Below are 13,772 nucleotides of genomic sequence, written 5' to 3' on the forward strand. Positions count from 1 at the left end.
ACTAGTTGCCGTAATCTAAAACGTTTTCGGTTCATAAATCTATTATTCAAAAGATTATAATTCTCGTCAACTAAAATTATTTTTAACTTATAGCCATTAAATCGACTTCTTATGAATAAAAAAATACTTGTATGGTCTATTACTGCTGCACTCGCAGGTTTTCTCTTTGGTTTTGATACTGTAGTTATTTCTGGTGCTGATAAAAAATTACAAGCACTTTGGGGTTCATCAGATGCGTTTCATGGCTCAGTAGTTATGGCTATGGCTTTATGGGGAACTGTTGTTGGGGCATTATTTGGTGGAATCCCAACCAACCGTTTGGGTAGAAAACAAACCTTAATTTTGATTGGAATATTTTATTTAATCTCAGCTATTGGTTCTGCCTTAGTTAATGATCCATATACTTTTGCATTTTTTAGATTTTTAGGAGGAATAGGAGTAGGAGCATCTACGATTGCGGCACCAGCCTATGTTTCGGAAATTTCGCCTGCAAAGGATAGAGGGAGATTAGTGGCTTTATATCAGTTTAATATTGTTCTTGGTATTTTAATTGCTTTTTTATCTAATTATTTGCTCAGAAATGTCGGAGAAAACGCATGGAGATGGATGATAGGCGTAGAGGCTTTTCCTGCATTGATTTATACAATTTTAATATTTACTGTCCCTAAAAGCCCACGTTGGTTAATCTCTAAGCATAGAGATGAAGAGGCTAAAGAAGTTTTAGAACTTATTAACCCTCACGGGAATGCAAACGAATTAATGGAAAAAATAAAGATTGAAAGTCAAAGCCATTCTAAAGGGGAGAATATTTTTATGAAGAAATATCGTTTTCCTTTAATGTTAGCATTTTTAGTAGCGATGTTTAATCAATTTTCAGGTATTAATGCATTTTTATATTATGCTCCAAGAATATTTGAAGAAGCTGGTTTAGGAGAAAGTACTGCACTTTTGAGTAGTATTGGTATTGGTGTTACTAATTTAATTTTTACGTTATTGGGTGTGTTTTTAATTGATCGATTAGGTAGAAAAGTGTTGATGTATATTGGTTCAATAGGCTATATTATTTCATTATCACTAGTGTCAATGGCATTCTTTTTAGAGTGGGAAGGCTTAGCAGTACCAATATTCTTATTCCTATTTATAGCATCGCATGCTATTGGCCAAGGAGCTATAATTTGGGTCTACATTTCAGAAATTTTCCCGAATCATTTAAGAGCAAGTGGTCAATCTTTTGGAACATCTACGCATTGGGTATTAGCAGCAATAATACCATCTTTAGTACCAGTTTTATTTTCATCAATTGGAGCAGGAACTGTGTTTATGGTATTTGCTATCATGATGGTTTTTCAGTTGTTGTTTGTCATATTTATGATGCCTGAAACTAAAGGGATTTCATTAGAAGAGTTAAGTAAAAAATTAATACGAGATGATAAATAATATGAGAACGATTAAACTAACTTTTATTGCAGTAGTTATCGCTTTAATTACAACATTCGGTTGTAAAGAAAATAAAGATTCTGAAACTGAAACGTCAATTGTTTCTACTGAAAATTTAGATGAGGAATTTTATAGACCTAATTATCACTTTACACCAAAAGCCAATTGGATGAATGATCCTAACGGTATGTTTTATCTAAATGGGACATATCATTTGTATTTTCAACATTATCCAGATGGTAATGTTTGGGGTCCGATGCATTGGGGACATGCTACAAGTAAAAATCTTATTCAGTGGAAAGAGCAGCCAATTGCGTTGTATCCAGACGAGTTAGGTCTTATTTTTTCGGGTAGTGCAGTTGTAGATAAAGAAAATACATCAGGATTTGGAAAAGATGGAATTATACCTGTTGTCGCTATATATACGTATCATAATATGGATGGTGAAAAAGCAGGGGATATTGATTTTCAGACACAAGGTATTGCCTATTCTTTAGATGAGGGAATGACTTGGACAAAGTACAGTGATAATCCAGTTATTAAAAACCCAGCAATCAAAGATTTTAGAGACCCTAAAGTAATTTGGGATAACCAAACTAATAAATGGATCATGTCCTTAGCAGCTGGTAATAAAGTTATGTTTTATAGTTCATCGAATTTAATAGACTGGACGCTCGAATCTGAATTTGGCGAAGATAAAGGAGAGCATGGTGGAGTTTGGGAATGCCCAGATTTATTTCCTATGAAAGTAGAAAATAGCGATGAAACAAAATGGGTTTTATTAGTAAGTATAAATCCTTCTGCGCCGAATGGTGGCAGCGCAACACAATATTTTATTGGTGATTTTGATGGTCATAAATTTGTGTTAGATAAAGATTTTGAACAGCAACTACAACAGAAAAATTCAATCTGGTTAGATTATGGTAGAGATAATTATGCGGGAGTGACTTGGTCTAATATTCCAAAATCTGATGGAAGACATTTGTTTATAGGTTGGATGTCTAATTGGGATTATGCACGAGACGTACCCACCTTTAAATGGAGAAGTACAATGACTATTGCTAGAGAGCTTAAACTAAAGAATAAAAACAATGCATACTATATAAATAGTTTACCTGTTGGTGAGCTCGATAAGTTTGCAGAATCAAAACTTTCGAGAGCATTACTACAGAATGATGAGCTTACTAAATTATTAAAGGATGTAGATTTAAATTTTGAGAGGTTAAGACTAGGTTTTACTCTAAATAATTTAAAAAATGACAGCTATAACTTAGTCTTTCATAATAAAGTAGGTGACTCACTTATTTTAGGATTAGATAATGCAAATCATGAACTGTTTATTGATAGACGAAAATCTGGTAAAGTTGACTTTTCAGAAAAATTTGCTCCACGTATTTCAAAAACTAAATTACCAAATAGCCTCGCAGCTTTGCCTGTTCAAATTTTATTAGATAAAACATCAGTTGAGGTTTTTTATAACAATGGAGAGATTGTAATGACTGAGTTGTTTTTTCCAAACGAACCTTTTGTGCAATTTTCTATAATTAGTGATGATGATAGTTTTACGATTGAAGATTTTAAAGTAAGAGAATTTAATTTTAAATAGGATGTCAAAAATTGTATGTTTTGGTGAAGTATTATGGGACGTTTTTCCTAACCATAAAAAAATTGGTGGTGCACCTTTAAATGTAGCTTTTAGACTAAAGTCTTTTGGTAATACGGTTAGTGTAATTAGTAGTGTAGGTAAGGATTCAGACGGCGAGAAGTTATTAGATTTTATAAAAGATAATAATGTTCATTGTGAGGAGATTCAGATACATAGTGAATATAAAACAAGTCATGTAAAAGTTGTATTAGATGATGGAGGTTCTGCATCCTACACGATTGAACAACCTTGTGCTTGGGATTTTATAGAACTTACCGATAGTTCGAAAAATTTAGTAAAAGCTTCTGATGCATTTATTTATGGGAGTCTAGTTGCTAGAACAAAGGTTTCTAGAGCAACACTCTTAGCACTTTTGGGGTATTCAAAATTCAGAATTTTGGACGTTAATCTTAGAGCTCCACATTATGAGTTCAGTTTTTTAAAAGAACTCATGCTAAAATCAGATTTTATAAAGTTTAATGACGAAGAACTTTTAGAATTTTGCGAGTATTATGATTTTAAATCAGATAATATTGAAGCGCAAATTAAATATGTAGCAAAGTTTACCAATACTAATCGCATATGTGTTACACTAGGAAGTAAGGGGGCTATTTTATATGTAAATGAATTATTTTATAGAAGTTCTGGTTACAAAGTTGTTGTGAATGATACTGTGGGTGCGGGAGACTCGTTTTTGGCAACTTTAATTAATGGACTTTTAAATAAAAAAGGGCCATTAGAAACCATAAACATGGCTTGTGCTATAGGTGGTTTAGTTGCTTCAAAGAAAGGAGCTAATCCCAGGATTGAGGCTTATGAAATAAATTCGATATTGAGGAACTAGTTATTAGGTGGAGTTTCTTACAATTAATTCTGTATCAATAATTATAGTTTGATGCGTTATTGGTAAGTCCTTTTGTTTACATTCAATTTCTTGAAATAAAACTTCTATTGATTTTTCTCCAGTCTTTTGTGCATTTTGTTCTACAGATGAAAGTGTCGGTGTAATTACTGTAGACATAAACCAATTGCTAAATCCAAGAACTGCTATATCCTCAGGTATTTTTATTTGCTTTTCATTAAGATAATTAATAACACCAATAGCAGTTAAATCCGTCATTGTGCAAATAGCATCTATAGTTTGCCCATGTTCAGTAATTAATTTCTCAGCATTTAAATAGCCTTCCTCAAAGTCTGCGTTAGAACAGGTATAAACAATGGAAGAATCGAAAATTATATTATGATCCTCTAAAGCTTTTTTATAACCAAGAAAACGATCAATAGAATTTTGTGGATTTAGGTCACCTCTGAAATAAGCAATCCTTTTATATCCTTTTTCTATGAGATACGAAACGGCGTCATAAGATGCTTTTTTGTCATTTATTATAACCTTAGAGCAGTTTATCAGTTTTGTGATTTTATCAAATAAAACCAAAGGCACATCGTAGTTGATAATTTTTTGAAGGTGTGTAAAATTATTTGTGTTATTAGAAAGTGAAATTAAAATCCCATCAACACCTTTGTTAATTAATAAATCTACTTGCTTTATTTCTAAGGCTACGTCTTCATTAGATTGCATTATTATAACCATATAACCTCTTTCCTCAGCTTCTTTTAAAATTGCAGTAATGACACTAGAAAAATAGTAATGTACCATACTAGGAATAATTACTCCGATAGTTTTAGATTCTTTACTTCTCAAACTTTGAGCAAATGCATTTGGTGAATAGTTAACAGCCTCTGCTAATTCAATTACACGTTGCTTGGTATTTTTACTAACATCAGGATAATCTTTCAGAGCCTTAGAAACTGTTGAAATAGATATATTAAGAGTTTTAGCAATTTCTTTTAACGTCGTCTTTTTCATTAAGGAATTTTCAATTTTATATTTAGAAAGGCACAATTTAAATATTCTAACTCATAAATGTTCTTTCGAAATAAAATATTCTATTTATACATAAATATATGTCAATTTAACACTTTACGAAAACCTTTTCGTAAACTTTTTTGGGTTTTTTGTTCAATTCATTTTGCTAAATGTTTAAAAAAATGCAATTTGCTTATTCATTTAATAAATATTTAACAATTTTTTGTTAATTTGTTAACTAAACACCAATTACTAATTAAACTAACTGAATATGACACAAAATCTTTTAAGAAAAATTGTATGTAGTTTTTTCTTTGTTTTAGGGGGATTAATTTATTCCCAAACTGTGACAGGTACTGTCTCAGATGCTACAGGTACATTGCCTGGAGTTAATGTTATTGTTAAGGGTACCTCAAATGGTGCACAAACAGGACTAGATGGAATGTATACTTTAAACGATGTGGCATCTGATGCTGTTATTGTTTTTAGTTACTTAGGATATTTAACTCAAGAGATTCCGGTTAACGGTCAGTCAACTATCAATGTTACTTTAGAAGAGGATGTTGCTCAACTAGAAACGGTTGTCGTAGTTGGTTATGGTAACCAGGTAAGAAAAGAGATTACAACAGCTGTAACAAGTGTAAGTGAAGAAGAATTTAATAGAGGAACCATTAATAATGCCTCACAACTTCTTCAAGGTAAAGTAGCTGGTCTGTCAATATATAATAAAGGTGGTAATCCAAATGATTCTGGTGTTATCAGATTAAGAGGTTTATCAACAGTCGGTGGTAATACAGAACCACTAGTTGTTATAGATGGCGTATTAGGACAATCGTTAAGTAACGTAGATCCAAGTGATATCAAAAATATAACTGTTTTAAAAGATGGATCTGCGGCTGCAATATATGGTTCTAGAGCATCGAGTGGTGTGATATTAGTAACTACTAAGTCAGGTCGCAGTAATCAACCATTTAGTGTTGAATATAATGGTCAATACGGTGTCTCAGGTGCGGTTAATCAGATTGAGATTATGAATCGCAACGAATTCTTAGCTGTTGGTGGGACTGATTTAGGTAGTGATACAAATTGGATTGATGAGGTTACAAGAAACGCATTCTCACAAGTCCACAATATTTCTGCGTCAGGTGGAGCTGAAAACTCTAACTACAGAGTATCATTTAACTATAGAGATACTGACGGTATCTTAGTTAATTCAGGTTTTGAACAAGTGAATGTTAGAGCGAATTTTACAGGACGATTGTTTGACGATAAATTAAGGATTAACTTTAATTCGGCATTTACGCAAAGAGATAGCGAATTTGGTTTTAATGAAGCATTAAGATACGCAGTTGTTTATAATCCAACAGCACCTGTATTTGGTGCAGATGCGCCATTTAATTTTAATTCTGCACAATTCGGTGGATACTTTCAAACTTTAGGTTTATTCGATAGTTTTAATCCTGTGTCAATAGCAGAATTGAATAGAAATGAAGGTAATACAACTACAATAAATTATAATGTTGATTTTAAATATTCTTTTTCAGATGATTTAACTGCGACATTAAATATCGGTAATCAAGTTTCTAAAACGAATAATAATCAATATTATCCTACAACAGGGTTTTTTAGAGGTGGTGCTTTAAGTCCATTTAGAAAAGGTAGGGTGGATTTCTATACTAATGAAGCAAGAACACAGACTTTAGAATTATATGGTACATACCAGAAATCACTTACGGATAAACTTTCAATGAAGTTTGATGGTGGTTACTCTTTCCAAGAAAATGATTTTAATGATTATTTCTTAAGCTTAGGGGATTTTCCACCAGGTATAAACTTTGACTTTAGCAACATTATTGAGATTTCTCAAGATTTAAATGAGGCTGGTCGTGTTAATGCTGCGAGTTCAAGAAATGATAATGATAGAATTATTGCATTCTTCGGTAGAGCGAGTTTCGCTTTTGATGATGCTATTTTCTTAAATGCTTCATTAAGACATGAAGGTTCAAGTAGATTTGGTAGCGAGAATCAGTGGGGTACTTTCCCTTCGGTTGCTGTAGGTGCAGATTTGAACAAATATCTTAATTTAAACAATGTGTCTTTATTAAAGGCTCGTGTAGGTTATGGTGTTACTGGTGCTATTCCTCCAGGAGTTGGTTTGTCTCAAACCACATTTAATGTAACGAATGGTACAGGTGGATTTGGATCTTCTTCTACTGGTTTAGGTACAAGATTAGCTAATCCAGATTTAAAATGGGAAGAGAAGCAAGAATTAAACTTTGGTATCGAATTAGAAATGGACAGATTTTCAGCCACTTTAGATTTATATAATAGAGATATTGTGGACTTCATTACTGCAGTTTCGATTGATGCTGCATCCAACGATGGATTTACATCTCAGTTTCAAAATGCAGGTGAGTTAAATACTAAAGGTGTAGAACTTACTTTGAACTATGATGTAATCAGAAAAGAGAACGTTAATTATAATATGGGGTTAGTTTTATCAACTTACCAAACAACTTTAGAGAAGAATCCAGGTGGTGATAGAACAATTGCCAACTTAGGTGCACCTGGACAGAATGATACTGAAGTAATTTTAGTAAGAGAAGGTGAAGAAGTAGGTCAAATTTGGGGTCCTGTGTTTACTGGTGAAGTAGATGCTAATGGTACACCAATTCTTGCTGATGTAAATGGTGATGGTAACTTAGTCACTGACCAAGGTTCTGCTTTAGCAGAAGATGGTGATTTCGCAGTGTTAGGTAAAGGTTTTCCTGATTTTGAATTAGGATGGACACACAGAGTAGAGTTTGGAAATTGGGATATTAATGCTTTCTTCAGAGGTGCATTCGGTCATAGTTTAGTAAATACATTTAGAGTATTTTATGAGCCAAGAATTGGTTCTCAATCTTCTTACAACTACGTAAATACTGATTTAGCAAGAGACGATATAAGAACTGCGCAGTTTAGTTCTTACTATGTTGAAAAAGCTGATTTCTTAAGACTAGATAACTTAACAGTAGGATATAATTTTGATATTAAAGAAGATTCTTTTATTAAGAGTGCGAGAATTTCTTTAACTGGTCAAAACTTGTTTACGATAACAAATTATACAGGTTCAGATCCTGAGCCTGCATTCCAAGATCAAGGTGCTGTAGATAATGGTGGTACACCAGCAGCAAATCCAGATGTACTTGCGCCAGGTATTGATAGACGTTACAATTATTTTGCATCGCGTACCTTTACTTTAGGATTAAACGTTAAATTTTAATAAAAATTGATATGAAAAATTTTAAAAAATCATTAATTTTTGTATTAAGTGTGATGACGATGTTCTACACTTGTACAGACCTCGAAGAGGTTCTCGAAGATGAGTTAACAGATGAGTTCTCGGACAATGGAGTTCCGGATAGCTCTTCAGAAACAGCAGGAGGAGTATTTCCTTCAGGAGCTTTAGCAGCTTCTTACGCAAGATTAAGAAATGGCTCAGCCGGTCATGGAAGTTACTACTCAATACAAACTGTAGCTTCAGATGAAATGGCAATTGGTCAAAAAGGTGGAGACTGGTTTGACGGTGGTATATGGTTAGATATGCACAGACATACAGTAAACTCTTCTAATGGACCAATTAACGGTACTTGGGTTGATGCGTATGGCGGAATTGCTGAAGTTAATTTAGCATTATCTGGTGCATTATCACCAGACGAAATGGCACAAGCGAAAACGATAAGAGCATTTTTCTACTGGAGATTACTAGATTTATATGGAAGAGTAAAATTAATTACTGCTCCAGGTGCTGACGCACCACAATCTTCACGTACAGATGTATTTAATTTCGTTGAGCAAGAATTGTTAGATGCTATAGGTATTGCTGCTGTTACAGGTAGTATGGATTTATCTTCTAGTAACCTAGGTACTAGTAATGATCCGTATATCGTTAATCAGTATGCGGCAATGGGTCTTTTAGCAAAGTTATATTTAAATGCAGAAGTTTATACAGGTACAGGTCGATACCAAGAAGCGGCATGGGCAGCAGGTTATGTTATTGACAATGGGCCTTATCAATTATGTGATTCAGGGTGTTCAGTTACAAACTTAGCTAAGCGTCCGGCTGTAGATACGGATCCAGATCAATTAACAGGTTATGCAGCTGTATTTGCACCTAATAATCAGTTTAACCCAGAAATGGTTTGGTCAATTTATTATGATCAAGCAAATGCTGGTGGAATGAATTTCTCTCAGATGAACTTACATTATAGTTCTCAGCAAACGTTTGCTTTAGATGCGCAGCCATGGAATGGTTATCAAGTATTAGAAGAGTTTTATAATAGTTATGAAGATACAGATTCAAGAAAAGAAGCCAACTTCTTAGCAGGACCTCAATTAGATTTTGGTGGAAGTGCACTATTAGATTTTGCTGCGGATGATGATAACTTACAAGTTGATTATACTCCTGAAATTACTGAGTTAGAGCCTAATTCTGTTAGACAAAGTGGTGTAAGAGCTTCAAAGTTTAGTTTCCAGTTATTTGGAAGACCTGATATGAATAATGATTACCCTATTATGCGTTTAGGTGATTTATACCTAATCCGTGGAGAGGCTATGGCAAGAAATGCAGGTGACTGGAATATGGCTTTAGCTGATGTAAATACTATTAGAGCAAGAGCAGGTGTTTCTGCACTTGCTTCTTTAACAGCTGATTCTTTCTTTGACGAAAGAGGTAGAGAAATGTTCCAAGAGGCTAGTAGAAGAACTGATAGAGTAAGATTTGGTAAATGGGGTGATTCTTGGTGGCAGAAAACCAACAGTGATGCATTTAGAACAGTATTTCCTATACCACAAGAACAAATTGAAGCTAGTGCTGGAACTTTAACACAAAATCCAGGATACTAATTTAATTTAAGTATTTTATTTGAGTAAAAAAGGGGTACTTTTAAAGTATCCCTTTTTTAATTAATCTTACTTCTACTGCATACTTAAATGAAAAGCGCTATTTTAATTTTATTATTGATTTGTACAGTATCTTCTTGCACAGAATCTAGTAAAAATAATTCTGATAGTTTATTCCTCAAAATAGAAAGCGCCGAATCTGGTGTAACATTCAATAATTCTCTAAAATATACAGAAGCATTAAACCCTTACACATATAGAAATTTTTTTAATGGAGGAGGTGTAGCTCTTGGAGATATTAATAATGATGGACTTTTAGATATATATTTTACTGGTAATTTAGTAGATAACCAACTTTATCTAAATAAGGGCAACTGGAAATTTGAAAATATTACTAAAACAGCTGGTGTAGCTTGTGAAGGTGTATGGTCATCTGGTGTTACTTTTGTAGATATTAATTATGATGGTTTATTAGATATTTATGTTTGTAAAGCAGGTCCTCCGAGCGACTTGAGTAATAGACATAATGAACTGTACATTAATAATGGAGATTTAACTTTTACAGAAAAGTCTAAAGAATTTGGATTAAACATTACAGGTCTGAGTGTGCAAGCTAATTTTTTTGATTTTGATAAGGATGGTGATTTAGACTGTTACCTATTAAACAACTCTATAAAAACTGTCGGGAATTTTGATTTTGTAAAAGATCAAAGAACTAAGTCCACACCAACTGGCAATAAGTTTTTACGTAATGACAATAATTATTTTGTAGACATCACAAACGAAGCAAATATCTATTCTAGTTCTATTGGATTTGGGTTGGGAATTACGGTTAGTGATTATAATAATGACTCTTGGCCAGATGTTTTTGTTTCTAACGATTTTTTTGAGAGAGACTATTTGTATATCAATAAGCAAGATGGCACATTTAAAGAGGATTTGGTAAATCAATTTGGATCTATTTCGATGGGTTCTATGGGTGCAGATGCAGCGGACTTAAATAACGATTCTTTTTCTGATATAATGGTTACAGAAATGCTACCTAAGACTTTACAAAGACAACGTACTAAAACATTATTTGAATCTTGGAATAAATTTGACTTGGCTAATAAAAATGGCTATCATCAGCAGTTTTCTAGAAATGCTTTGCATAGAAATATGGGTAATAACTCCTTTTTTGAAGTAGGTAGATTTTCTAATGTTGCGGCCTCGGAATGGAGTTGGGCTTCATTATTATTTGATGCTGACAATGATGGGTTAAAAGATATATTTATAAGTAATGGAATTTATAGAGATCTTTTGGATAGAGACTACTTAATCTATATGGCAACAGAGGATAAGATTAAAGAGATGATTAAAACTGATAAAGAAATAATGAATAAATTGGTTGATATGATGCCAACTCAAGCTTTACCAAATTCGGCTTTTAAAAATAATGGTCAATTTCAGTTTTCAGACCAAACCATAAATTGGGGTTTTGAGGAACCAAGTTTTAGTAATGGTAGTGCTTATGGAGATATTGATAATGATGGTGATTTAGATCTTGTGGTTAACAATGTTAATATGCAAGCATTTTTATACGAAAATACCACTGATACAATAAGCTCGAATAGTATTTCGCTTAAACTAAATGGTTATGGTAAAAATAAATTTGCAATAGGCTCTAAGGTTGAAATTTTTTACGATGATAATCATTACGGTAGTTTAGAAAATTTTCCTTCCCGTGGTTTTCAAAGCTCAATTTCTCCAAATTTGCTTTTTGGGGTTAATAGTAATAAGTCCATTGACAGTCTAATTATAACTTGGCCAAAAGGAGAGAAAACCAAGCATTATAATTTGAAAACTAACCAAACTTATGAGTTTGATGAATTAGAAATATCTAAAAATAAGAATATTGAGCCTGAAAAATTAAATAGTAATTTATTAATACCATTAAAGGATTTATTTCAATTTAAGCATAAAGAAAATGTAAGTGTAGATTTTAATAAAGAGCAATTATTACCAGAAATGTTTAGTAATGAAGGGCCATTTATTAGTAGTGCAGATGTTAATAATGATTCTATTTTAGATCATTATATTGGTGGGGCAAAAGGTCAAACAGGAGTTTTATATCTATCACAGCATGATACTTTTATTAAGGTTTCGGCTCCGTTTAATATAAATGCAAAGTCAGAGGATACAGACGCTGTGTTTTTCGATAGTGATAATGACGGTGATTTAGACTTGTATGTCTGCAGCGGTGGAAAGTCGTTTTCTAAATTTGATTACTCCTTAAGTGATCGACTTTATGTTAACAACGGTAAAGGTAATTTTAGTATAAGTTTAAAGTCACTAAACTTTAAAAATCCAATAAGTACATCAACAGTTTCAATCTATGACTTCGATCAAGACGGTGATAATGATGTGTTTATAGGAGAGCGCTTTAAAGTAGATACCTATGGTCTTCCATCATCAGGATATTTGTTGATTAACAATGGAGACAACAATTTTGAAATCATTAGACCAAATGCATTATCAAATATCGGATTAATTACGGATTCTAAATGGGTAGATCTTAATGAAGATAATATTAAAGATCTAGTCGTTGTGGGCGAATGGATGCCTATTTCGATTTTTATAAACATAAATGGTGAATTAGTAAACCAGACTGAGAAATTTGAACTTGGAGATACATCTGGTTTATGGAAGACTGTAGAAGTTGAGGACCTAAATAACGACGGAAAATTAGATATAATAGCCGGCAATAAAGGTGAGAATACTTTTTTTAAGCCTAACATGAGATTATTTGTTTCCGACTTTGATAATAATGGTACCAAAGAGCAGATTTTTTGTTATCGAAAAGGTGATGCATATTATCCTATAGTAGATAGAGATGAACTAATTTCTCAAATTTCAAGCCTTAAACAAAAACTGTTATTTTACGAGGATTATTCAAACGCGAGTATGCGTACAATCTTTAGTGAAAATCAATTGGAAAAAGCAAAAATTTTAGATATTAAAATATTAAAAACTTCACTTTTTATAAATAAAAATGGGACATTTGTAAGTCAAGATTTACCAAACGAGATTCAGTACTCCAATGTTACTGCAATTGCAACATTAGATATAAATAAAGATGGGTTTTTAGATGTTATTTTCGGTGGAAACCAATTTAAGATAAAACCACAGTTTGGAATAGATGACGCTTCTAAAGGTTGGGTGACTTTTGGAAGTAAAACTAATGACTTTAAAAAAGTAAGGTCCTTAAATATCGATGGTCAAATTAGAGATTTTGGTTTTTCCTCTTTCAAAGATGAATTACTACTAATGACTACTATAAATAATGACAGCATAAGATTTTATAAAATTGAAAATAAAAAACCCTTAGATGAAATTAAAACTCCATAATATATTAGTGTTTTTTTCTTTGTTATTAATTTGTTCTTGTGGTTCTGATTATGATAAATTAGTAAAGAGAGAGTTAGCAACTGGTAAACAATATAATGACATCTTTTATGATTTAAAATTGGGTCAACCTAGATCAGAGTTCTATGAAACCTGTTGGGAGTATAATAAACGAAAAATATTTACACATGGACCGAGTAATAATTCAGTTCAAGTTGTTTTATATCCAACAGATACAACAAGAACAACTGAAAAAATTAGAATGTTGTTTTATGGAAAATTTAGTGCCGATAAAAAAATAATTGGTATGGATATAGAATTTTCTTATGTAGCTTGGTCACCTTGGAATAAAAATTTGACTTCTGAGAAATTATTACCTAGAGTAAAAGATACATTACTGAAATGGTATCCAGGAAATGACTTTATTAAGGTTAAAGGTAATTTAGTTAAAGTGGATGGTAACAGGCAGATTAGATTAAGTAAAGGGCCAGGTAAGGATGTCAATGTCGTTATAGAAGATTTAGAACATAAATTTAGTAATCTTAATTTATAATT

General features: G+C 32.4%; 8 protein-coding genes. 7 read left to right on the plus strand and 1 reads right to left on the minus strand.

The features are described from left to right. The first annotated feature begins 111 nt into the window (after positions 1-111). The 3 genes from ACFWU4_RS04910 to ACFWU4_RS04920 are packed head-to-tail and all read left to right on the plus strand — an operon-like array spanning position 112 to position 3,926. Complete coding sequence (locus tag ACFWU4_RS04910) at positions 112-1,437, plus strand: sugar porter family MFS transporter (protein WP_411125448.1); 1,326 nt, start codon at positions 112-114, stop codon at positions 1,435-1,437. Between the two features lies 1 nt (position 1,438). Continuing rightward, positions 1,439-3,043: a glycoside hydrolase family 32 protein gene (locus ACFWU4_RS04915; RefSeq protein WP_411125449.1), complete on the plus strand. Its 1,605-nt coding sequence runs from the start codon at positions 1,439-1,441 to the stop codon at positions 3,041-3,043. Position 3,044: 1 nt separating this feature from the next. Further along, complete coding sequence (locus ACFWU4_RS04920) at positions 3,045-3,926, plus strand: carbohydrate kinase family protein (RefSeq protein WP_411125451.1); 882 nt, start codon at positions 3,045-3,047, stop codon at positions 3,924-3,926. A 3-nt stretch (positions 3,927-3,929) separates the two neighbouring features. Here the strand turns inward: ACFWU4_RS04920 and ACFWU4_RS04925 are convergent, their stop codons facing one another. Further along, positions 3,930-4,949: a LacI family DNA-binding transcriptional regulator gene (locus ACFWU4_RS04925; protein WP_411125453.1), complete on the minus strand. Its 1,020-nt coding sequence runs from the start codon at positions 4,947-4,949 to the stop codon at positions 3,930-3,932. 271 nt (positions 4,950-5,220) lie between these two features. On the opposite strand from ACFWU4_RS04925, the gene ACFWU4_RS04930 reads away from it, so the two are divergent. From ACFWU4_RS04930 to ACFWU4_RS04945, 4 genes are all read left to right on the plus strand, one after another. Further along, complete coding sequence (locus ACFWU4_RS04930; RefSeq protein WP_411125455.1) at positions 5,221-8,214, plus strand: SusC/RagA family TonB-linked outer membrane protein; 2,994 nt, start codon at positions 5,221-5,223, stop codon at positions 8,212-8,214. Positions 8,215-8,225: 11 nt separating this feature from the next. Continuing rightward, positions 8,226-9,836 carry a RagB/SusD family nutrient uptake outer membrane protein gene (locus tag ACFWU4_RS04935; protein WP_411125457.1) on the plus strand — a complete coding sequence of 537 codons (1,611 nt, stop codon included), beginning with the start codon at positions 8,226-8,228 and terminating at the stop codon, positions 9,834-9,836. An 87-nt stretch (positions 9,837-9,923) separates the two neighbouring features. Beyond that, the gene (locus ACFWU4_RS04940; protein ID WP_411125459.1) at positions 9,924-13,220 is read left to right on the plus strand and encodes a VCBS repeat-containing protein; all 3,297 of its coding nucleotides are present in this window, start codon (positions 9,924-9,926) and stop codon (positions 13,218-13,220) included. Next, complete coding sequence (locus ACFWU4_RS04945) at positions 13,201-13,770, plus strand: hypothetical protein (RefSeq protein WP_411125460.1); 570 nt, start codon at positions 13,201-13,203, stop codon at positions 13,768-13,770. Before ACFWU4_RS04940 ends, ACFWU4_RS04945 begins: the two co-directional genes overlap by 20 nt. The last annotated feature ends 2 nt before the right edge of the window (positions 13,771-13,772 follow it).

Origin of the sequence: Winogradskyella sp. PE311, from assembly GCF_046545555.1 — a bacterium.
Lineage (GTDB): Bacteria > Bacteroidota > Bacteroidia > Flavobacteriales > Flavobacteriaceae > Winogradskyella.